This window comes from Rhodococcus sp. LW-XY12 (genome assembly GCF_019317345.1).
GTDB classification, from domain to species: domain Bacteria; phylum Actinomycetota; class Actinomycetes; order Mycobacteriales; family Mycobacteriaceae; genus Rhodococcus; species Rhodococcus pyridinivorans.
Genome location: NZ_CP079225.1, coordinates 1,801,414 through 1,823,958 on the forward strand (window position 1 = coordinate 1,801,414; position 22,545 = coordinate 1,823,958).

General features: G+C 68.5%; 18 protein-coding genes and 2 tRNA genes. 12 read left to right on the forward strand and 8 right to left on the reverse strand.

Annotated features, from left to right (window positions below):
- The first annotated feature begins 39 nt into the window (after window positions 1-39).
- The 3 genes from KXC42_RS08490 to KXC42_RS08500 are packed head-to-tail and all read left to right on the forward strand — an operon-like array spanning window position 40 to window position 1,995.
- A complete protein-coding gene (locus tag KXC42_RS08490; RefSeq protein WP_006554381.1) occupies window positions 40-1,296 on the forward strand; it encodes an acyl-CoA desaturase in 1,257 nt (418 codons plus the stop codon).
- Window positions 1,274-1,516: a hypothetical protein gene (locus KXC42_RS08495; RefSeq protein WP_006554382.1), complete on the forward strand. Its 243-nt coding sequence runs from the start codon at window positions 1,274-1,276 to the stop codon at window positions 1,514-1,516. Before KXC42_RS08490 ends, KXC42_RS08495 begins: the two co-directional genes overlap by 23 nt.
- A 50-nt stretch (window positions 1,517-1,566) precedes the next feature.
- Window positions 1,567-1,995, forward strand: coding sequence for a hypothetical protein (locus KXC42_RS08500; protein WP_197483281.1), 429 nt, complete (start codon window positions 1,567-1,569; stop codon window positions 1,993-1,995).
- Between the two features lie 22 nt (window positions 1,996-2,017).
- Here the strand turns inward: KXC42_RS08500 and KXC42_RS08505 are convergent, their stop codons facing one another.
- The 5 genes from KXC42_RS08505 to selD all read right to left on the reverse strand — a co-directional run bounded on the left by KXC42_RS08505 (window position 2,018) and on the right by selD (window position 9,726).
- Entirely contained in the window at window positions 2,018-3,322 is a 1,305-nt protein-coding gene (locus KXC42_RS08505; RefSeq protein WP_019289015.1) for an OFA family MFS transporter, read from the reverse strand.
- 33 nt (window positions 3,323-3,355) lie between these two features.
- Window positions 3,356-4,375, reverse strand: coding sequence for an NrfD/PsrC family molybdoenzyme membrane anchor subunit (gene nrfD / locus KXC42_RS08510; RefSeq protein ID WP_033096442.1), 1,020 nt, complete (start codon window positions 4,373-4,375; stop codon window positions 3,356-3,358).
- Window positions 4,372-5,286 (reverse strand): 4Fe-4S dicluster domain-containing protein, encoded by a 915-nt coding sequence (locus KXC42_RS08515; protein ID WP_019289017.1) that lies wholly within the window; start codon window positions 5,284-5,286, stop codon window positions 4,372-4,374. Before KXC42_RS08515 ends, nrfD begins: the two co-directional genes overlap by 4 nt.
- On the reverse strand, window positions 5,283-8,600 hold the full coding sequence (gene fdh / locus KXC42_RS08520; RefSeq protein WP_257606071.1) for a formate dehydrogenase: 3,318 nt from the start codon (window positions 8,598-8,600) through the stop codon (window positions 5,283-5,285). Before fdh ends, KXC42_RS08515 begins: the two co-directional genes overlap by 4 nt.
- Window positions 8,601-8,703: 103 nt before the next feature.
- Complete coding sequence (selD, locus tag KXC42_RS08530) at window positions 8,704-9,726, reverse strand: selenide, water dikinase SelD (RefSeq protein WP_219130192.1); 1,023 nt, start codon at window positions 9,724-9,726, stop codon at window positions 8,704-8,706.
- A gap of 58 nt (window positions 9,727-9,784) precedes the next feature.
- On the opposite strand from selD, the gene KXC42_RS08535 reads away from it, so the two are divergent.
- The 3 genes from KXC42_RS08535 (at window position 9,785) to selB (ending at window position 12,958) form a co-directional block, all read left to right on the forward strand.
- A tRNA-Sec gene (locus tag KXC42_RS08535) sits at window positions 9,785-9,879 on the forward strand.
- A gap of 32 nt (window positions 9,880-9,911) precedes the next feature.
- On the forward strand, window positions 9,912-11,216 hold the full coding sequence (selA, locus tag KXC42_RS08540) for an L-seryl-tRNA(Sec) selenium transferase (protein WP_219130193.1): 1,305 nt from the start codon (window positions 9,912-9,914) through the stop codon (window positions 11,214-11,216).
- Entirely contained in the window at window positions 11,216-12,958 is a 1,743-nt protein-coding gene (gene selB / locus KXC42_RS08545; protein WP_217579919.1) for a selenocysteine-specific translation elongation factor, read from the forward strand. The genes selA and selB overlap by 1 nt, the downstream gene beginning before the upstream one ends.
- A gap of 131 nt (window positions 12,959-13,089) precedes the next feature.
- On the opposite strand, the gene gdhA is transcribed toward selB, so the two are convergent.
- From gdhA to KXC42_RS08560, 3 genes are all read right to left on the reverse strand, one after another.
- Window positions 13,090-14,433, reverse strand: a complete 1,344-nt coding sequence (gene gdhA, locus KXC42_RS08550) for an NADP-specific glutamate dehydrogenase (protein ID WP_019289021.1) — start codon at window positions 14,431-14,433, stop codon at window positions 13,090-13,092.
- A 201-nt stretch (window positions 14,434-14,634) separates the two neighbouring features.
- Window positions 14,635-14,708, reverse strand: a tRNA-Arg gene (locus KXC42_RS08555).
- Between the two features lie 62 nt (window positions 14,709-14,770).
- A complete protein-coding gene (locus tag KXC42_RS08560) occupies window positions 14,771-15,427 on the reverse strand; it encodes a DedA family protein (protein WP_024100551.1) in 657 nt (218 codons plus the stop codon).
- A 249-nt stretch (window positions 15,428-15,676) separates the two neighbouring features.
- Here KXC42_RS08560 and KXC42_RS08565 point away from each other — a divergent pair, with 249 nt between their 5' ends.
- Genes KXC42_RS08565 through KXC42_RS08590 form a run of 6 tightly spaced genes read left to right on the forward strand, consistent with a single transcriptional unit; the run spans window position 15,677 to window position 22,545 of the window.
- Window positions 15,677-16,561, forward strand: a complete 885-nt coding sequence (locus tag KXC42_RS08565) for a xanthine dehydrogenase family protein subunit M (protein WP_037216481.1) — start codon at window positions 15,677-15,679, stop codon at window positions 16,559-16,561.
- 4 nt (window positions 16,562-16,565) lie between these two features.
- Window positions 16,566-17,051, forward strand: coding sequence for a (2Fe-2S)-binding protein (locus KXC42_RS08570; protein WP_019289024.1), 486 nt, complete (start codon window positions 16,566-16,568; stop codon window positions 17,049-17,051).
- Complete coding sequence (locus KXC42_RS08575; protein ID WP_006551114.1) at window positions 17,051-19,444, forward strand: aerobic carbon-monoxide dehydrogenase large subunit; 2,394 nt, start codon at window positions 17,051-17,053, stop codon at window positions 19,442-19,444. Before KXC42_RS08570 ends, KXC42_RS08575 begins: the two co-directional genes overlap by 1 nt.
- A gap of 46 nt (window positions 19,445-19,490) precedes the next feature.
- Window positions 19,491-20,402 (forward strand): XdhC family protein, encoded by a 912-nt coding sequence (locus KXC42_RS08580; protein ID WP_033096691.1) that lies wholly within the window; start codon window positions 19,491-19,493, stop codon window positions 20,400-20,402.
- A 44-nt stretch (window positions 20,403-20,446) separates the two neighbouring features.
- Window positions 20,447-21,295, forward strand: coding sequence for a MoxR family ATPase (locus tag KXC42_RS08585; protein WP_138845521.1), 849 nt, complete (start codon window positions 20,447-20,449; stop codon window positions 21,293-21,295).
- Window positions 21,295-22,545: a VWA domain-containing protein gene (locus KXC42_RS08590; RefSeq protein WP_019289028.1), complete on the forward strand. Its 1,251-nt coding sequence runs from the start codon at window positions 21,295-21,297 to the stop codon at window positions 22,543-22,545. The genes KXC42_RS08585 and KXC42_RS08590 overlap by 1 nt, the downstream gene beginning before the upstream one ends.

Here is a 22,545-nt window from a genome sequence, read left to right on the forward strand (position 1 = left end):
GGCCGTCCGGCGACACCACCGAAATCATTGGAGGACATCATGTTCGGATTGTCCCTACCCACCGTTCCCTTCCTGCCCTTCCTGTCCGACCGCAGCTCTTCGGTCGAGAACGAACCGCTCGTCCTCGACCACGACAGTGTCGAGGAGATCGGCCGCGAACTCGACGCACTGCGGGAGCAGACGCTCGCATCCCTCGGTGACGAGGACCGTGAGTATCTCTACCGGATCATCAGGGCGCAGCGCGGATTCGAGATCGCCGGTCGCGGTCTGCTCTTCGTCGGATTCCTCCCGCCCGCATGGGTCGCCGGTGTCGCGGCGCTGAGCGTGTCGAAGATCCTCGACAACATGGAGATCGGGCACAACGTCATGCACGGTCAATACGACTGGATGCGCGAGCCGTCGCTGAATTCCCGTGTCTTCGAATGGGACACGGTGTGCCCGTCGGACCAGTGGCGGCACTCGCACAACTACGTGCACCACACCTACACCAACATCCTCGGCCAGGACCGCGACATAGGATACGGGATCCTGCGCATGGACCCGGCCCAGAAGTGGCATCCCTACTATCTCGGCAACCCGGTCTACGCGACCGCCCTCATGCTGCTGTTCGAGTGGGGCGTGATGATGCACGACGCGGAGGTCGACCGGATCTTCGCCGGGAAACGCTCGTGGCGCGACGTGATCCCGATCGCGAAAGGCTGGTGGCGCAAGGCGCGCCGTCAGGTGATCAAGGACTACATCGCCTTCCCGCTGCTGAGCGGACCGATGTTCTTCCCGACGCTGCTCGGCAACGCGACCGCCAATCTGGTGCGCAACGTGTGGGCGTACTCGATCATCTTCTGCGGCCACTTCCCGTCCGGCGTGCAGTCCTTCACGGAGGAGGAGACCGCCGAGGAGACCCGTGGTGAGTGGTACGTCCGGCAGATGCTGGGCAGCGCGAACATCACCGGGTCGCCGTTGTTCCACATCATGTCGGGCAACCTGTCGCACCAGATCGAGCACCACCTGTTCCCCGACCTGCCGGCGCACCGCTATCCGGAGCTCGCGCCGAAGGTCAGGGAACTGTGCGAGAAGCACGGACTTCCGTACAACACCGGTGGCTTCACCGCCCAGGTGACGTCGGTGTGGAAGAAGATCTTCACGCTTGCTCTCCCTCCCGGCTGGTTCGCGCCCGAACCCGAGTCGCGGGTGATCATCGAACGTCACCGCTCCACCGATCGCCCGCTCGACGATGCGGGTACCCTCGCGGACGACACGATCGAGGGGGTCGAACATGGTGGGAAGATTCGAGCGTAACAAGGACACGATCCAGGAGGTCACCGAGTCGGCGGCCACCCACGTCGGCGCGATCGCGGGGATCATCACCGGAGCGGTCCGCGACGTCACCCGCGAGATCGGTGAGTTGATCACCGACGCGATCGAGATGCGCGAGGCCGCCCGCGCCGCGCGCGACGACGAGGAACGCGGAGAAGGGCCGGCGACGTCGGATCGTCGCTCGGCCCCTCCCGCGGAGTAGCGGATCGGAAGGGCGGATCGAGTTCCTACCGCGCGGGGACGCTCGAGGTGGTGCGGGGTGACGGACCCGGCCACCTCGTCGCGCACTGGAGCGCTCTGCACGCACTGTTCTGCGGGGCGACGGCCGAGGCGATCGGCCTCTACCTCCGTGCGGCCCGGGTGCATCGTGCGCACGGCCACCACGCCGCCCAGCTGACCTGCCTGTTCCAGCTGGCGATGGCGCAGACCTACGACGGACGACGCGACGACGCCCTGAAGGCGTGTGCTCGTGTCGTCGAGATGGCGGGCCAGCACGGCGAGCGGTGGAACAAGGCCTCTGCGCTGTGGCTCTCGGGGCTCGCCCATTTCCATCTCGGGCGCCTCGGCTCTGCAGTCGACGCGGCGAACGGTGCCCTGGAACGGATCCTCGACACGCTCGGCGTGCACTCCCGCACGCAGGTCGTCTCGTGGTTGCATGCCCACGGGGCGCCCGGAGCGTGACCGTGCGGGACGACGCTCCGGCTCAGGACCGGGCCGGGACCGATTCCCGGCGTGCCGCGGGCACCTTCGTGATCACCGTGAGCGCGACGGACACCAGCGCGATGATGCCGATGGTGGTGTAGGCGAGGGTGTACGCCTTGTCCTCGCCGAGCAGGGTCGACGCGATGATCGGCCCGATGATGCCGCCGATGCTCCATCCGATGAGCATCAGGCCGTAGATGGCTCCGGCGTTGCGCACGCCGAAGAAGTCGCCTGCGGTGGCGGGCATGGTGCCGAAAGCGCCGCCGTAGCAGAGGTAGATGATCGCGGCCAGGATCGAGAACAGCACCACGCCACTGGCGTGCGGCAGCACGATCAGGCACACGCCCTGCAGCACGAGCAGTGCGGTGAAGGTCTTCATCCGGCCGATACGGTCGGAGATCGCCGCCCAGACGATCCGGCCTGCGCCGTTGAAGATCGCGAGCGCACCCACGAGCGCCGCCGCGCCGGAGGCGCTGAAACCGGCGATGTCGGATGCGCTCGGCTTCGCCTGCGAGATCAGGGAGATGCCGGCGGTCACGCACAGGGTGAGGATGGCGGTCAGGAGGTACCACTGGGGCGTGCGCAAGGCCTCGCCCTGGGTGTACTCCTTGCCGCGGTCGCTCCCGCTGCCGTCGCTGCCGGTGGGTTCGAAGCCCGGCACGGTGTACCCCTCGGGCGGATTGCGGAAGAGGGCCGCACCGGCCAGCGACATCACGAGGTAGGCGATACCCAACGGCAGGAACGCACTCGTGGGATCGTCCGGATTCCGGTCGATGAGCCACTGCGCGACCGGCGAGGTGAGCACCGCGCCGAACCCGAAACCGCCCACAGCGAGTCCGGTGATGAGACCGGTCTTGTCGGGGAACCACTTCTGCAGCATGGCGATCGGGACGATGTACGCGAAGCCCAGCCCGAAACCGCTGATGATGCCGTACCCGAGGATGAGCAGCCAGTAGTCCTCGGCTCCGTCGGTGAACGAGGCGAGCAGGATGCCGAGCGCATAGATGATGCCGCCGATCAACGCGACGACTCGGGGACCTTTCAGATCCTGCAGTCGGCCACCGAGATAGGTGCCGATGAAGATCATGCCGATGGTCACGGTGAACGGCAGTGAGGCCCGGACCGTGCTCAGTTGCCAGGAGTCGGCGCTCTCGAGGGCTCCGCCGAAGACCGACCACGCGTAGACCGCGCCGATCGAGAACTGCAGCAACAGACCCCCGGCCACGAGGAGCCAGCGGAAGCTGCCCGGAGGCTGAGCCGTCGCGGCGTCGCCGTGTGGTTCGCGCGTAGGCTTGCCGGAGTCCATGCGTTCTCCTTCGTCCTGCCCGCGAGCCGGATCTCAGCTGCGGTAACGAACGGGTTCCCCGCGATCGACTCGTTCACGCTGGGGAACGACGGTGTACTTGGGATCCTTCGCCGACGCGATGCCGGCTTCGTAGACGCCGAGTCGCGTGCACAGCGAACCGACCATGAGTGCGGCGCCGGACACCGCCGACACCACCCGATTGCGGCGACCGACGAGTGCGCCGAGCGCACCGGCCACCGTCAACGCCTTGCTGGCCTTCATCAGTCGCCCGGGACGGCCGTGGTGGAGCGTCTCGGCCGACAGGCCCATCGACTTCTCCATCTGCTGCTCGGTCGCGAGTTCGACGAGCGCACCGCCGACCGCGAAGGCGCGCGCCGGCCCCGCCTCGGCGACCGGCGTACCCAGCAGTCCGAGACCGCCCGACGCGGCAGCGGCCGACCCGCAGAACACGAAGGGGATCTCCTTGTAGGCGGAGTGCCAGGCCGGAGTTGCGGTGTCGGACAACAGGACTCCGGTGTACGCGGCGACCGGTGGTGCTGTCAGCGCGCCGACGATCCCGGCGGGCCGGCCGAGGGCGAGCAGCAGGCGTACCGGCCCGCGCTTCCACCGGGCGGGGAGCATCTCGGCGATCTCGGCGACCGATGCGAGACCCGCGAACGGACCGTGCAAGGACAGGATCCACGTCCCGACCGACATCGGTGAGGTCGGTTTCGCGACCCGCAGCATGTTGAGGAAGCGACTGGGTTTGCCGAGATCGTGGACCAGAGCACCGACACTGACGAGCAGCGCTGTGAGCGAACCGAATCGGGCCACCCGGCGCAGGGCGGGCCGCCCCGTGAGATCGGCGCCCGCGGCGAGCAGCGAACTGCCCGCGGCCACGCCCCCGGTGAACAGGTAGATCGCGATGTCGTGTTCCCACGGAGCCGGTTTCACGATCTGGCGCCCGTAATAGGACTCGAAGTCGGCCTCCGGCACCATCACCGGGTCGCCGCCGCGACCGCCACCGGACCGGCGGGGGTTGCCCGGGCTGCCGCCGTGCTGCACCTGGGTCATCCGCGCCTCCTCAGGAACGACGCGGCGGCGCCCGCCAGCATCGCGACGGCCGCGACGGCGGCGCGCGTCCACATCTCCGGCAGGTCCTTGGTCGTCACCACCGGATCCGGCGGAAGGCCGTAGACCTCCGGTTCGTCGAGGAGCAGGAAGAAGGCGCCGGTCCCGCCGACCCCGTCCTCGGGATCGTTGCCGTAGAGCCGCGCCTCGCTCACACCGCGCTCGTGCAGGGTTGCCAGTCTTTCCTCGGCGCGGGCGCGCAACTCTTCTACGTCGCCGTACTGGATCGACTCCGTGGGGCACGCCTGCGCGCAGGACGGTGTCTGGCCGTCGGTGAGCCGGTCGTAGCAGAGGGTGCACTTCTGGGCGATACCGACCTTCGGGTCGCCCTCCGGGCCCTTGCGGCGGTCGATGACACCGTACGGGCAGGCGGCCACGCAGTATCCGCAACCGTTGCAGATGTCGTCCTGCACGACCACCGTGCCGAACTCGCTGCGGAACAGCGAGCCGGTCGGGCACACGTCGAGGCACGCCGCGTGGGTGCAGTGCTTGCACACGTCCGAGGACATCAACCAGCGGAAGTCCGGCTTCTCCTCCTCCGGGAGCTCCGTCGGGGTCGCCCCGACGGTCGGCATTCCCAGCGAGACCGCGGGCTTGGATTCCGCAGGGCGCTCGATGAAGGCGACGTGCCGCCACTGGTTGGCGTTGAGCGAATGACTGTTGTCGTACGACGTGCCGAGCATCGCAAAGGCGTTCTCGGGGACGTCGTTCCACTCCTTGCAGGCCACCTCGCAGGCCTTACACCCGATGCACACACTGGTGTCGGTGAAGAAGCCCTTGCGAGCAGGCGGATCCTCGTACCCGGCATCGGGTGCCGGATCGATCGGTCCGAAGAAGCTGTTGGGACCGGTCACTCGTCCTCCTCCGGGTCACGTGGATCGTCCGAGGCCGTATCGCCGTCCGGGACCGTCACGATGGGTGGGTACACGTGATCGGTTACCCCGGCCCGCCGCGCATATCCCTCGACGTACTCCCGCAGTGCCGCTCCGGACGGTCGGCGTCCTGCCCGGACGTCGCACGTACCGACCTTGGTCTCCTGGATGAGCACGTTGGGGTCCAACGTGATTCCGAACAGATCGTTGGTCGAGTCGCCGGTCACCATGCCGCCGCTGCCCCAGTGATAGGGCATCCACACCTGGTGGACGGTCCGTCCCTCCACCTTCAGCGGGCGCAACCGCTCGGTCACCAGCACCCGGCCCTCGATCGCGGAGCGGGCGGTGACGACGTGGCACCAGCCCATGTGCTCGAGTCCGCGTTCGGCCGCCAGGGCGGGGGAGACCTCCACGAACATCTCCGGTTGCAGTTCGGCGAGATGTTCGAGATAGCGGCTCATGCCGCCGGCGGTGTGGTGCTCGGTGAGACGACTCGTCGTGAACACGAAGGGGAACACGTCGCTGTGTTCTTCCTGCGGTGAGGGGTTCATCGGATTGTCGTCACGCCGGTACTCCATGCGCGTCGGGTTGGCCTGCTGCGCGTAGAGCGGATTGCGGAACGGCGACTCCACCGGTTCGTAGTGCGTCGGCATCGGACCGTCGACGAGCCCCTGGGGGGCGTAGAGGGCACCCTTGCCGTCGCCCTGCATGATGAACGGATCGATCCCTTCGAGCGCCTCGACACCGTCGGCGCCGTTGGGGGAGCGGTAGCTCGGCGGCTTCGTCTTCTCGAAGTCCGGCACGTCCGCACCCGTCCACTGCTGTGCGTCCTCGTCCCACCACACGTAGGCTTTGCGTTCGCTCCACGGCCTGCCCTCGGGGTCGGCGGATGCCCGGTTGTACAGGATGCGGCGGTTCATCGGCCACGCCCAGCCCCACTCGGGAGCCACGAACGACTGCTCGTGCCGGGACTTACGCCGGTTGGCCTGGTTGACGCCGTCGGCGTAGACCCCGGTGTAGATCCAGCAGCCACCGAGGGTGGAGCCGTCGTTCTTCATCTCGGTGAACGACGACAGTGGCCGACGGGTCGCGACGTCGTAGCCGTTGATCTCCAGGAGCACTGCGTCGGCACTCGGCTCGTCGTACTCGCCGTGCACGGGGTAGTCCCATGCCAGGTCGAGCAGCGGACGGTCGCGCTCGTCGGTCGACTCGGCCAGACGCTCCCGCATCATGCGGCCGAGGTGGTAGAAGAACCACAGTTCCGAGCGGCAGTCCTCGGGCGGCTCGACGGCCTTCTCCCGCCACTGCAGCATCCGCTGGGTCTGCGTGAAGGTGCCTTCCTTCTCGGCGTAGGAGGCCGCCGGGAAGAGGAACACTTCGGTGGCGCACTCCTCGGTCACGATCTCACCGGTCTCGATCTCCGGGGAGTCCTTCCAGAAGTTGGCGCTCTCGATCTCGAACAGGTCGCGCACCACGAGCCAGTCGAGGTTCGCCATCCCGAGCCTCTGCGCGCGCCCGTGGGCGGAGCCGACGGCCGGGTTCTGCCCGAGGAGGAAGTAGCCCTTGACCTTTCCATCGATCATGTCGAGCACCGAACGGTAGGTGCCGTGGTCGCCGGTGATCTTCGGCATGTAGTCGAAGCAGTAGTCGTTGTCGGCGGTCGCCGCGTCGCCCCAGTATGCCTTGAGCAGGTTCACCGCGTAGGCGTCGGCCTTCGACCAGAAACCCTTGCTGCCCGGGTTGCGCACGCTGTCGACCCAGTCCGTGAACGAGTGGTGCTTGTTCGCGTCGGGCATCGGCAGGTAGCCGGGCAACAAGTTGAACAACGTCGGGATGTCGGTCGAGCCCTGGATGCTGGCATGACCGCGCAGCGCCATGATGCCTCCGCCGGGGCGGCCCATGTTGCCGAGCAGCAGCTGCAGGATCGCGCCGGTGCGGATGTACTGCACACCGACACTGTGCTGGGTCCAGCCCACGCTGTAGACGAGCGCCGTCGTCCGCTCCCGGCCGGAGTTCTCGGTCCACGTGCGGCAGACGTCGAGGAAGTCCTCCTGCGAGACGCCGCACACCTGCTCGACCACCTCGGGGGTGTAGCGGGCGAAGTGCCGCTTGAGCACCTGGTAGACGCACCGCGGGTGCTGCAGCGTCTCATCGCGCCTCGGGTGGCTCGCCGTCTGCATGCCGTGCGCCTCGTTCTGCAGGCCCGCGGCCGTCTCCCGATGCTCGGCGTGCTCCTCGGAGCCGTTGGCCTGCGACTTGTGCAGGTCGCCGGATTCGTCCTCCACGTCGTACTGCCAGCTCGTCGGATCGTAGGTCCGCTTCTCGGGGTCGAAGCCCGAGAAGAGCCCGTCGAGATCGTCGGTGTCCTCGAACTTGTCGCCGACGAGCACCGCGGCGTTCGTGTAGTTGACGACGTACTCGCGGAAGTCCAGCTCGTTGCTCAGGATGTAGTTGACGATGCCGCCGAGGAAGGCGATGTCGCTGCCGACCCGGATCGGGACGTGCTTGTCCGCCACCGCGCTGGTACGGGTGAAGCGCGGGTCGATGTGGATGACGCGGGCACCGCGTTTCTGGGCCTCCACGACCCACTGGAAGCCCACCGGGTGGGCCTCGGCCATGTTGGAACCCTGGATGATGATGCAGTCAGCGTTCGCCAGGTCGGCCGTGTAGCCGGTGGCACCGCCGCGCCCGAAGCTGGTCCCCAGACCGGGGACGGTGGCGGAGTGTCATATGCGGGCCTGATTCTCGATCTGGACCGCCCCCATCGCTGTGAACAGCTTCTTGATGAGGTAGTTCTCCTCGTTGTCCAGCGTGGCACCGCCGAGACTGGCGATACCCATCGTGCGCCGGACACGGTGGCCCTTGTCGTCGAATTCCTGCCAGGTCTCGCGGCGGGTCTTCAGCACGCGGTCGACGACCATCTCCATGGCCGTGTCGAGATCGAGGTCTTCCCATTCGGTGCCGTAGGGCCGGCGGTAGCGGACCCGGGTCTCGCGCAGCTCGCTGGTGACGAGGTTTTTGCTCGCCGAACCCTTGGGACACAGGCGCCCGCGGTTCACCGGACTGTCGGGATCGCCCTCGATCTGGACGACCTTGTCGTCCTTGACGAAGATCTTCTGTCCGCATCCGACAGCGCAGTAGGGGCACACGCTGCGGGCGACACGATCGGCGGTGGAGGTGCGCGGTTCGATCTCCTCGGTACGACGGGACCGTGCGGCCTTGCCGCGTCCGAGCAGGTCCTTCCCGAGGAACTGGCGCAGGACGGGCCAGGGGAGGGACGTGTCCTTCTCCGCCATCTGTGCTCCTTTCCTGCGCTCTCGTTCCGAAGCTACCGTCTACCCCCGCTTCGTGCCGGTTAATCCGGTGCAGGTGTGTCGGCATGTCCGACGATGAACGGGGTCAGCGCACCCGGATCGCGTGTTCGCCCGCGGGAACCACCTCGCCGACGACCGGATGACCGGGCAACTCACCGACGACCAGCAGACCGCCGGACGTCTGGGCGTCGGCGAGCAGGAGCAGTTCGTCGTCGTCCACCTCGGAGTCGACCGCGTCGCGTACCCAGTCGAGATTGCGCCGGCTCCCGCCGGGGACGAATCCCTCCGCGAGCGACTCCCGCGCCCCGGCGACGTACGGCACGGCCGCGGAGTCGATCACGGCGGTCGTGCCGCTGGCCCGCATCATCTTCATCAGGTGCCCGAGCAGACCGAAACCGGTGACGTCGGTGGCGGCACGGACACCGGCCTCGTGCGCGAGTTGCGCCGCCTCGCGGTTGAGTGTCGTCATCACCGCGACCGCTTCCTCGAACTGCTCGCCGGTGGCCTTGTGCCGGTTGTTCAGGATGCCGAGACCGAGCGGCTTGGTGAGGGTGAGCGGCAGGCCGGGCGTGGCAGCGTCGTTGCGCAGCAGGCGATCCGGATCGCCCAGACCGGTCACGGCCAGCCCGTACTTCGGCTCCCGGTCGTCGATGCTGTGCCCGCCGGCGAGATGAGCACCTGCCTCGGCGCACGCGTCGGCGCCGCCGCGCATCACCTCGGCGGCGAGTTCGAACGGGATGAGCTCGCGCGGCCAGCCCAGGAGGTTGACCGCGATGATCGGCGTGCCACCCATGGCGTAGACGTCGGACATGGCGTTGGTGGCGGCGATCCGTCCCCAGTCGTAGGCGTCGTCGACGACCGGGGTGAAGAAGTCGGCCGTCACGATGACGGCCCGGCCGCTGCCGTCGGGCACCGGATCGATTCGGACCGCGGCTCCGTCGTCGCCGTTCTCCACACCCACCAACAGTTCGCCGGCGGCCCGTCCACCCTGCAGACCGCCGAGCACCCGTTCGAGTTCACCCGGCGGAACCTTGCATGCGCAACCGCCGCCGGCGGCGTACTGGGTGAGTCGGATGGCGCCCTCGGGAAGGTCGACGTGTGCGGTCATGGACCCAAACATACGGGCGAGTCGTAACCGAGGGCCCGACTTCGGTTAGGGTGAGCGCGGAGGTGGTTCTCGTCTGGTGACGGTCGCGGTCTTCAAAACCGTTGTGGCCCAGTATCTGGGCTGGGCGGGTTCGATTCCCGTCCGCCTCCGCCAAATGTTTTCGTCGACCGTGGGATGAGGAGCGCGTGCCGGATCCGAGACGGGACGTTCCCCGCACCGACCAGGTCCTGGCCGATCCGCGCCTGCGCGAGGCCGTCGACCGGCTGGGCGCCCGACTGGTCAAGCAGACCGTCGTCGCGGCCCAGCAACGGTGCCGCGACGGCGAGATCGGGCCCGACGCCGTCGCCGACGTCGCGGTCGAGTCGCTGCCGCAGCAGGCGACCACCCTGCGCCGCGTCGTCAACGCGACCGGCGTGGTGGTGCACACCAATCTCGGTCGCGCCCCGCTGTCCCGAGCGGCGGTCGAAGCCGTGTCCACCGCGGCGGGTGCCACCGACGTCGAACTCGACCTGGCCACCGGCCGGCGCGGACGGCGAGGACGCGGCGCCCTCGAGGCGCTCGCCGAACAGGTACCCGACGCCGGCGGCGTCCATGTCGTCAACAACGGTGCCGCGGCTCTCGCCCTGGTCACCCGGGTGCTCGCGCGCGGTGGCCGCTCGATCGTGATCGCACGGGGCGAATTGGTCGAGATCGGCGACGGCTTCCGGATCCCGGAACTGCTGGAATCCGTGGGCGCGGCGCTGCGGGAGGTGGGCACCACCAACCGCGTGCGCCTGAGCGACTACGCCGCGGCCGTCGACGACGACACCGCCTTCGTCCTCAAGGTGCACCCCTCGAACTTCACCGTCAGCGGCTTCACGTCGTCGGTGTCGGTCCGGGAACTCTCCGGACTCGGACCGCCCGTCGTGGTCGACATCGGATCGGGTCTGCTCGCGCCGCATCCGCGGCTGTCGAACGAACCCGACGCCACCACCGCGCTGCGTGCCGGCGCCGACCTGGTGACTGCCTCGGGCGACAAGCTCCTCGGCGGCCCGCAGGCCGGCCTGCTGCTCGGGCGGACCGAACTCGTGGAACGTCTGCGGCGCGACCCGTTCGCGCGGGCGCTGCGCGTCGACAAGCTCACCCTCGCCGCTCTCGAAGCGACCCTGACGGGACCGATGCCACCCGTGGCGTCGGCGCTGGCCTCCCGCCCGGAAGATCTCCGCGCCCGCGCACAGGCGATCTGCGTGGCGCTGCCCTCGGAGTGCCAACCCGAGGTGGTCGACTCCGACGGCGTCGTCGGGGGCGGTGGCGCCCCGGACGTCGTCCTGCCGAGCGTCGCGATCGCCCTGCCCGAACATCTCGCACTCCCGTTGCGGCTCGGTGAGCACCCCGTCGTCGGCCGCGTCGAACGCGGCCGGTTGCTGCTCGACCTGCTCGCGGTCGACCCCGCCGAGGACGGCGAGCTGATCGACGCCGTGACGCGCGTGGCCGCTCGCGAAGGATCCTGATGCAGGTCGTCGCGACCGCCGGTCACGTCGATCACGGCAAGTCGACGCTGGTCGAGGCGCTCACCGGTGCGAACCCGGATCGGCTCGCCGAGGAACGGCGACGAGGACTGACCATCGAGCTCGGCTACTGCTGGACGTCCTGGCCAGAGGTGGGAGAGGTCGCCTTCGTCGACGTCCCCGGGCACGAGCGATTCCTGACGACGATGCTCTCCGGAGTGGGATCGGTCCCGGCCGCGCTGTTCGTGGTGGCCGCCGACGATCCGTGGATGCCGCAGGCGGCCGAACACCTCGCAGCACTCGACGCGCTCCGCGTGCGCCACGCGGTCGTCGCCGTTACCCGGGCCGATCTCGCCGATCCGGGACCCGCGGCCGCGCGGGCCGCGGCGGAGGTCGCCCGCACGAGTCTGGCGGGGGCGCCTGTCGTCGCCGTGAGCGGGCGCACCGGGATGGGCCTCGACGACCTCCGGAGCGCACTGACGACGATGGTCGCCTCGCTTCCGGACCCCGATCCGCAGGCCGACGTCCGGCTCTGGGTGGACCGCCGGTTCACCGTGCGTGGATCCGGAACCGTCGTCACCGGAACCCTTCCCGCGGGCACGGTGCGCGTGGGGGACACCCTCGTGCTGGGGGACACGCCGCTGCGGGTCCGCAGCGTGCAGGCACTCGGTCGCGACCGGAGCGCGGTGAGCGGCGTGGCCAGGGTCGCCCTCAATCTCACCGGCCGGGTCGACGATCTGGGACGGGGCAGTGTGCTCGTCACGCCCGGCGCGTGGCACCACACCACCGTCGTCGACGTTCGGATCAGCGGCGACGACCGGCCGCCCGTCGCTCCGGTGCTGCACATCGGAGCCGCGGACGTCGGTGTCCGGTGCCGTCCGCTGGCAGACGATCTCGTCCGGCTCACCCTCGACCGCCCGCTGCCCCTGCGGATCGGCGACCGCGCGTTGCTGCGCGACCCGGGCCGCCGGATGATCTGGCGAGCCGACGTTCTCGACCCCGATCCACCCCGATTCCGGCGTCGCGGCGCGGCGGCACGCCGCGCGCTGCAACTGGCAGGGGCCGACGGGACGCCGCACCTGGCCGACGAACTCGCCCGCCGCGGACTCCTGCACCGGCAACGGTTGCGACAGTTGGGCATCCCACTCGCACGGGGAGAGCACCTGACGGTCGGGCCGTGGCTCGTCGCACCCGGTCTCGCGAAGACCGTCGCCGACCGGCTGCCCACACTCGTGCAGGCCCATGCCCGCACCCATCCACTGGATCCGGCGGCGCCGTTGACGGTGCTGGCGTCGCAGCTGCGTCTTCCCACACCGGACCTCGTCCGGGCGCTGGTGCGACCTCCGCTCGAAGTGGTCGGGGGGCGGGTGATCGCTCCCGGCGCCGACGGTCTACCGCCGAAGATCCGCAAAGCCGTCGAGCAGGTGCGCCGCGACCTGTCGGCCGCCCCGTTCGCGGCCCCGACCGCCGATCGCCTACGCGAGCTCGGCCTCGACGACCGGGCCCTCGGCGCGGCCGAACGCAGCGGACGGTTGTGGCGGGCGGGCCCGGGCATCGTCCTGCTCCCCGACGCCGCCGACACGGCCGTGGAGCTGCTGGGCGAATTGGACCAGCCCTTCACGACCAGTGCCGCGCGCGAACGCCTGGGAACGACACGGCGGGTGGTCCTGCCGTTGCTCGACCGGCTCGACAAGGCGGGTCGCACACGCCGGCTCCCCGACGACCGCCGCCAGATCGTCCGCTAGAGTCGCCGTCCCCGCACTCTCCGGCGGGACGACTCTTCACCCGAAACGCGAAGTGCGGGTACCGAACTCGTCGGTACCCGCACTTCGCATGAAGAATCGGTCGTCAGATGACGCCCGGTGCGAACACAGCGTCAGATGACGCCCAGTGCGAACATGGCGTCGGCGACCTTCACGAAGCCGGCGATGTTGGCGCCGTGGATGTAGTCGCCCGGCTTGCCGTACTCGGCGGCGGTCTCGACGCAGCGGCCGTGGATGTCGGCCATGATCCCGGCGAGACGCTCGTCGGTGTAGTCGAAGTGCCACGAGTCGCGCGAGGCGTTCTGCTGCATCTCCAGCGCCGAGGTCGCCACACCACCGGCGTTGGCGGCCTTGCCGGGCGCGAAGGCGACTCCGGCGTCACGGAAGACACTGATGCCGCCCGGGGTGGTGGGCATGTTGGCGCCCTCGGCGACGATCTTCACGCCGTTGTTGACGAGGGTCTTCGCCGAGTCCTCGTCGAGTTCGTTCTGCGTGGCGCACGGCAGTGCGACGTCGCACGGCACGTTCCAGATGTTGCCGCCGGGGAAGAACTCGGCGTCGCCGCGCTCGTCGACGTACTCGGAGATGCGTCCGCGGCGGACCTCCTTGATCTCCTTGAGGAGAGCGACGTCGAGGCCCTTGCGGTCGACGATGTAGCCGGAGGAGTCGGAGCACGCGATCGCGGTGCCGCCGAGCTGGTGGATCTTCTCGATGGCGTAGATCGCGACGTTGCCCGAACCCGAGACGACGGCGGTGCGGCCGTCGAGCGAGGTGCCGGCGGTCTTGGCCATCTCGTTGACGAAGTAGGCCGCGCCGTAACCGGTGGCCTCCTTGCGCACCTGCGAACCACCCCAGGTCAGGCCCTTGCCGGTAAGGACGCCGGACTCGTAGGAGTTGGTGAGGCGCTTGTACTGGCCGAACAGGTACCCGATCTCGCGGCCGCCGACGCCGATGTCACCGGCCGGGACGTCGGTGTACTCACCGATGTGGCGGTGCAGCTCGGTCATGAACGACTGGCAGAAGCGCATGATCTCCTGCTCGGAGCGACCCTTGGGGTCGAAGTCCGAGCCGCCCTTGCCGCCGCCGATGGGCAGGCCGGTGAGGGCGTTCTTGAAGATCTGCTCGAAGCCGAGGAACTTGACGATGCCGAGGTTGACGCTCGGGTGGAAGCGCAGCCCGCCCTTATAGGGGCCGAGAACGCTGTTGTACTGCACGCGGAAGCCACGGTTGACGTGGACGTTACCTTGATCATCGATCCACGGCACGCGGAAGATGATCTGCCGCTCCGGCTCGCACAGGCGCTCGATCAGACCGGATTCGAAGTATCCGGGGTGCCGCTCGAGCACGACATGCAGAGACTCGAACACTTCGGCCGCAGCCTGGTGGAATTCGGGTTCACCTGCGTTGCGGGCCTTGACCTGCTCGTAGATCTCTTCGATGCGGTCCGATGTCGACACGCCCACCTACCTGACTCTGTGAGGATTCTGTAACACGGGATTTACGACGAGAACTATAGGACGTGGCCCTTAGCATGTGTTAACCCTGCGGCAAGGTGGGATGAGAAACACACGATCCGAACGGCCTGTCTACCGGGCGAAATGCCCAGTTCACCGGTATGATGTGCGGCCCCGCGACGGGTGGTCCGCCGGCGGTCGAGGTGCCCCCGGCAGGACTCGAACCTGCGACCTAGAGATTAGAAGGCTCTTGCTCTATCCAGCTGAGCTACGGAGGCGCGGCCAGAATCTTAGCGGGTGCTCCCCGAGGTCGCCGCACACACCCTCGTACCCGCCGGGGTCAGCGCTCGAGCGTGCTGCCCCGTTCGTCGTCGGGGCTCGACTCGCCCCGCGGAACGTCCACTCGACCGGTCTTGAACCGTTGGATGAGATGGTCGATTCCGACACCCAGGACCACCGCGACGCAGATGGCGACCGCGGCGCCGAACAGCGGCTGCGATTCGAACCAACCGCCGACGAGGCGCCCCACGAACGCCGAGTACAGCGCCCAGGTCGTGCCACCGAGGATCGTGAGCGGCACGAACTTCTGCCGCGGGTAGCGGGTCGCTCCGGCCGTCATGTTCACAGCGATCCGGCCGATCGGGATGTATCGCGCCGTGAGGATCACTGCGGCGCCGCGCTTGTCGAGTCCGCGCCGCGCCCACGCGAAAGCGGCTCGTGCCTTCGGGCGGCGCATCCACCGGAACCGTTCGGTACCGACCTTCCGTCCGATCGCGTACGCGATGTTGTCACCGATGATCGCGCCGAGCGCCGCGAGCACGATGACGATCCACAGGTAAGGACGCCCGGTCGAGCCGGAGAGGGACGACAGGGTCACCAGGACGGTCTCGCTGGGCACCGGTGGGAAGAAGCCGTCGAGGATGCACACGGCGAAGAGCAACGGGTAGACCCACAGGGCTGCGGCCTGGCCGATGATGAATTCGTTGATCACATCCATGGATCTGTGTGGTGCTCCCGTCGGGTCCGCCGGTCGGCTCCTTCCACGCTATCCGCTCGCACCGCCGAGGACTCCGGACGACGGCGGCGTTACGGCACACACCGTCGACCGCAAGGGAACGATTCGATTCCGATTCGCCCGTTTCGTCGCATCGATCTCGAGTCGGGTCTACTATGAGCGCACCAAGGGGGAATCGTGGGCGGCTGGTGGGGGAAACCGGTCCGCGCCACCTGATGGCGGGAGTTCTTCATGCAGGTTCCTGGCCCATTCGAGTACGAGCGTGCCACCGGAGTGGATCACGCCGTCGAGTTGCTCGACCGGCACGGAGAGGGGGCCCGGGTCGTCGCCGGCGGGCACAGTCTGCTGCCGATGATGAAACTTCGGCTCGCGAATCCGGAGTACTTGATCGACATCAACGATCTCGCGGACGAACTCGATCACATCGTGTTCGAACCCGGGTCCGTGCGCCTCGGTGCCCTGGTCCGGCACCGCCGGCTTCTCGAATCCGACGAACTCGCCGAGATCTTCCCGATCCTCCGCGATGCCGAGCGCGTGATCGCCGATCCTGTCGTCCGCAATCGTGGAACGCTCGGTGGGTCGTTGTGTCAGGCAGATCCTGCCGAGGATCTGTCCACCGTGTGTGCAGTGCTCGGCGCGACCTGTGTCGTACGCGGACCGGGCGGGGTGCGCGAGCTCGATTTCCACGACTTCCATCTCGGCCCCTACGAGACGGCGGTCGCCCCGAACGAACTGCTCGTCGAGGTGCGGCTGCCGAGGAAGGGCACCGGGGCCAGTGCGTACGAGAAGGTCGAGCGTCGCACCGGCGACTGGGCGGTGGCCGCCGCGGGCGCCGCACTGTGGATGTCGGACGACGGACGCATCACCGACGCGCGTGTCGGGCTGACGGCGGTGCGCGCCGACGAGGCGGCGCTGTCGAGGGTGTCCGAGCTGTTGCGCGGCTCGCCGGCCTCGGAGGAACTCTTCCGCGAGGCGGGAGCGGCGGCCGCGTCGGCATGCGATCCCGAGACCGATCAGCGCGGCACCGCCGCCTACAAGCGTCACCTCGCATCGGAGTTGACGGTGCGGGCCCTGCGCCAATCCGCCGAACGTCTCGGCGTCACCGAAAGGGTGTGAACCGATGCAGATCTCGATGACGGTCAACGGCGAGAGTGTCACCGCCGACGTCGAACCCCGGACGCTGCTCGTGCACTTCCTGCGCGACCACCTCGGTCTGACCGGAACCCACTGGGGTTGCGACACGAGCAACTGCGGTACGTGTGTCGTCGCCGTGGACGGCGAGCCGGTGAAGTCGTGCACCACGCTGGCGGTCATGGCCGCCGGCCACGAGGTGCTCACCGTCGAGGGACTCGAACGCGACGGTGTCCTCGACCCCGTGCAGGAAGGCTTCGTGCGCTGCCACGGACTGCAGTGCGGCTTCTGCACCCCGGGAATGATGATCACCGCGCGGTCCCTGCTCGACCGCGATCCCGACCCCGACGAGGCGACGATCCGCGAGGCGATCTCCGGGCAGATCTGCCGCTGCACCGGCTACACCACCATCGTCCGGTCGGTCCGGTGGGCCGCCGAACACTCCTCGAAGGCGCAACCCACGGAGGTGTCGTGATGACCGCGGTCGAACCGGACACACGCCCGGAGGAACAGGACAACGATGGCAAGCCGTGCGGACACGGCCGGATGCTGCGCAAGGAGGACCCGCGGTTCGTGCGGGGCCGCGGCAACTACGTCGACGACGTCCGGCTGCCCGGCATGCTGCATCTCGCTGTGCTCCGATCGCCGGTTGCGCATGCGCGCATCAACGGCATCGATACGTCCGCCGCCCTCGCGCACCCGAAGGTGCGGGCGGTGATCACGGGCGCCGATCTGGCAGAGAAGGGGCTCGCCTGGATGCCGACGCTGTCGAACGACGTACAGGCCGTGCTGGCCACCGACAAGGTGCGCTTCCACGGTCAGGAGGTCGCCTTCGTCGTCGCCGACGACCACTACTCGGCGCGCGACGCCCTCGAACTGATCGACGTCGACTACGAGATGCTCGACCCGGTCGTCGACGTGCGCACGGCCCTGTCGCCCGAGGCACCGGTGATCCGGACCGATCTCGACGGCAAGACCGACAACCACTGCTTCGACTGGGAAACCGGCGATGCCGCGGCCACCGACGCGGTCTTCGCGAAGGCCGACGTCGTCACCCGGCAGGAGATCGTCTATCCACGCGTGCATCCCGCGCCGATGGAGACCTGCGGTGCGGTCGCCGATTACGACCGGATCTCCGGGAAGCTGACGCTCTGGTCCACCACACAGGCCCCGCACGCCCATCGCACGCTGTACGCGCTGGTGGCGGGTCTGCCCGAGCACAAGATCCGCGTCATCTCACCCGACATCGGCGGGGGATTCGGCAATAAGGTCCCCATCTACCCCGGCTACGTCGGAGCGATCGTGGCGTCGCTGGTCACCGGTCATCCGGTGAAGTGGATGGAGGACCGCAGCGAGAACCTCATGAGCACCGGCTTCGCACGCGACTACATCATGGTCGGGGAGATCGCGGCGACGAAGGAAGGTCGCATCCTCGCGATCAGGTCCCGTGTCCTCGCCGACCACGGCGCCTTCAACGCCACCGCGGCCCCGGTGAAATATCCGGCCGGCTTCTTCGGTGTGTTCACCGGCAGTTACGACATCGAGGCCGCCTACTCCCACATGACCGCGGTCTACACCAACAAGGCACCCGGCGGCGTCGCCTACGCCTGCTCGTTCCGCATCACCGAGGCCGTGTACTTCGTCGAACGGCTCGTCGACTGCCTCGCCTACGACCTCGACATGGACCCTGCGGAACTGCGCCTGAAAAACCTCCTGCGCCCTGATCAGTTCCCCTACACGAGCAAGACCGGCTGGAAGTACGACTCGGGCGACTACGAGACCACCATGCGCAAGGCCATGGACATCGTCGGCTACGACGAGCTGCGCCGCGAGCAGGCCGAACGCCGCGCACGGGGTGAGCTGATGGGTATCGGCATGTCGTTCTTCACCGAGGCCGTCGGCGCCGGTCCGCGCAAGGACATGGACATCCTCGGTCTCGGCATGGCCGACGGCTGCGAACTGCGTGTCCATCCCACCGGCAAGGCCGTGGTGAGATTGTCGGTGCAGTCCCAGGGGCAAGGACACGAGACGACTTTCGCGCAGATCGTCGCGGAGGAGATCGGCATCCCGCCCGACGACATCGACGTCGTCCACGGAGACACCGACAACACCCCCTTCGGGCTCGGCACCTACGGAAGCCGCTCGACACCGGTGTCCGGCGCGGCCGCCGCGCTGGTAGCCCGCAAGGTGCGCGACAAGGCGAAGATAATCGCATCGGGCATGCTCGAGGTCTCCGTCGCCGATCTCGAATGGGAGAAGGGCACCTTCCGAGTCAAGGGCGACCCGTCGGCGGCGGTCACGATCCAGGACATCGCGATGCGGGCCCACGGCGCCGGCGATCTGCCCGAAGGTCTCGAAGGCGGTCTCGAGGCGCAGATCTGCTACAACCCCGAGAACCTCACCTATCCCTATGGCGCCTACTTCTGTGTCGTCGACGTCGATCCCGGCACCGCGGAGGTGAAGATCCGCAGGTTCCTGGCCGTGGACGACTGCGGCACCCGCATCAACCCGATGATCATCGAAGGGCAGGTGCACGGTGGCATCGTCGACGGGATCGGCATGGCCCTGATGGAGATGATCTCGTTCGACGAGAACGGCACCTGCCTGGGCGGGTCGTTCATGGACTACCTGATCCCCACCGCCCTCGAGGTACCCACGCTCGAGACGGCGTTCACCGTCACTCCGTCACCGCATCACCCGATCGGCGCGAAGGGCATCGGCGAATCCGCCACGGTCGGTTCCCCACCCGCGATCGTCAACGCCGTGGTCGATGCGTTGAAACCCCTCGGCGTCCGGCACGCCGACATGCCGTTGACACCGTCGCGGGTGTGGGAAGCCATGCAGGGTCGCGCGACCCCGCCGATCTGAGCGACGCGACAGAAGGATTCGAGTGGAACGAGCGGAGTACGAGGACATGGACCTTGCGATGCGGGCAGCACAGTTGCGCAGCGAACGCCGCCCGTTCGTGGAAGCGACCGTCGTACGGGCACAGCCGCCGACGTCCGCGCACTCGGGCGACCGGGCGCTCGTCCACGCCGACGGCACGATCGAGGGGTTCGTCGGCGGACAGTGCACCGAGAACTCGGTGCGCGAAATGTCCCGCACGGTGCTCGAGCGAGGGGAGAGCATGCTCCTACGGGTGCTGCCGGCCGGAGCCGCCGAGTTCCCCGACACCCCGGGGGCGACGATCGCGGTCAACCCGTGCATGTCCGGTGGGGCCACCGAGATCTTTCTCGAGCCGCGGATGCCTGCGCTCGTGGTGGCCGTCTTCGGGGACTCGCCCGTGGCCGACGCCGTGAGCGACTTCGCGCGGCGCGTCGACTACTCGGTGGAACGGATCCGCGGGACGCGAGTGCCTGCCGAGGCGTCGGTGGTGATCGTCGCGAGTCACGGAGGCGACGAGGGGAGTGTGATCCGCGCGGCGCTCGACGCCGGAAGCCGCTATATCGGTCTGGTCGCCAGTCACACCCGCGGCGCCGCGGTGCTCGACGAGGTGGATCCGACCGACGACGAGCGTGCCCACGTGCACACCCCGGTCGGGCTCGATATCGGTGCCCGCACCCCCGCGGAGATCGGACTGTCGATCGTGGCCGACATCGTGCGAGTCGCGCGCAGCGGCAGCCTCATCCGCCCCTCCGAGGAGAGTTGTCGACGCGTCGAGGTGCCGAGGGAGACGGAGTCGAAGCCGCAGACGGCCGTCGACCCGGTGTGCGGGATGACCGTCACGATCACCGAGTCCACCCCGCACCTCGTCGTTGCGGGCCGGACGATGTGGTTCTGCTGCCCGGGTTGCCGCAGCCGGTTCGAGAAGGACGACGTCGCGTGACCGACCCGTCCTCTCCGGGCATCTTCACCGGCGTCGACGACGTGATGGCCAGATTCGACAGCCACGATCACCTACTCGATCAGGGCACCGCCGCCGCCATCCACCTCGCCGTCGCATTGGGGCGACCGCTGTTGCTCGAGGGCGAACCTGGGGTCGGCAAGACCACTGCCGCCAAGGTGCTCGCGCAGATTCTCGGCAGCCCGCTGATCCGGTTGCAGTGCTACGAGGGACTGTCGGTCGCCGAGGCCCTCTACGACTGGAACTACCAACGCCAGTTGCTCGCGATCCGGCTCGCCGAGGCGCGCGGCGACGTTCCCGCCGAAGCCGACCTGTACTCCGAGGAATACCTCCTCGAACGCCCCATCCTGCGCTGCGTCCGCCACCGCGGCGACACACCCGCCGTTCTGCTCGTCGACGAGATCGACCGTGCCGACGACGAATTCGAGGCGTTGCTGCTCGAGTTCCTGGGGGAGTTCGCCGTCACCATTCCCGAACTCGGCACCCTCACCGCGACCCGCCCGCCCGTTGTCGTGCTGACCTCGAATCGGAGCCGCGACCTGCACGACGCACTGCGGCGACGTTGCCTGTACCACTGGATCGACTACCCCGACCGCGCCCGGGCGGTGGCGATCCTGCGTCGCACGGTGCCATCGGCGAACCTCGCGCTCGTCGAACGTGCCACAGATTTCGTCGCGGTGGCCCGCGGACTCGATCTCGACAAGGCACCCGGAATCGCGGAGACCATCGACTGGGTATCGGCCCTCGCCGCGCTCGGTGTCACCGACCTCGTCCGGCCCGAAGCGGCGATGTCGCTCGCGGCACTGGCGAAGACTCCCGACGACGGCGACGCGCTGGGGGAGGCGCTGACCCGCTTCGTCTCCACCGAAGTGTAATGAGCGCCGGGCTGCTCCCCGGGGTCGATCACGCCGCCTTCACAGTCGCGTTGGTCGACCGGCTCAGGTCCGCCGGGATCGTGGTCCCGGCGGACGGAGCGGCGACCTTCACGCGCGGCTTGCGTGCGTGTCCGCCAACCACGCGGACTCGGTTGTACTGGACCGCGCGGCTCACCCTCGTCGACCGGTACGAGAGCCTGTCCACCTTCGATACGGTCTTCGACCGGGTGTTCGGCGAGGCACCAGTTCCGCTCGACCCGCACGCCCGTCGCACGGGACCCGAGGACGAAGGCGCGCCGGGGGCGTCGACACCGGACGGACCCAGCCGGCCCATCGGGGTTCCCACTTCCGGGCACGACGTTCCATGGGTCACCAGGACGATCGTCGAATCCGCAGAGGGGGAGCGGGCACCCGGCCGCCCGGGGCGCGAGGTGGCGAGCGCACTGGCCGAGATCGCCGATCAGCGGTTCGACGACCTCGACCCGGCGCAACTCGCACTCCTCGAGACATGGATCGAGGCGGCCGGAGCGCGCTGGGCGATCCGCCGCACCCGCCGCCGGGTGCAACGCCACACCGGACGCGTCGACATCCGCGCGAGCATCGCAGCCTCCCGCGGCACGGGGTTCGAGCCGCTCCGGCTGATCCGCACGCGACCGGGTCGACGCCGGCGGCAGGTCGTCGTGTTCTGCGATGTCAGCCGTTCCATGCGTCCCTACATCGGGGTGTATCTGCATCTCGTGCGTGCGCTCGCCCACACCGGAACGGCTGAGGTCTTCGTGTTCTCCACCACAGCTGCGCGTCTGACGCCGGTCCTCCGGCACCGGTCGGTCGATCAGGCGATCGGCGTCGCCAACGAGCGGGTACGGACGCGGTTCGGAGGCACCCGCATCGCCGGTTCGCTCGCCGAGGTGGTCGCCTCCCATCACGGACACCTGATGCGCGGAGCGATCGTCGTCGTCGCGTCCGACGGTTGGGACAGCGACGATCCCACCGAACTCGCCCACGTCCTGGCCAGGATCCGGCGTCGCGCGCACCGGCTGGTGTGGCTCAACCCCCGGGCCGGGCAGTCCGGTTTCACGCCCTCGACCGGGTCGATGTCCGCCGCGCTTCCACACTGCGACGCGATGGTGGCGGCCGACACACTCGTGGCCCTGCAGCACGCCGTCGACGTTGTTACGTCCACGGATACGGGGGACGGGGGACTCCGACGGCGTGTCGTAGGTCATGGCGTGAACGTCCTACCCTGGTAG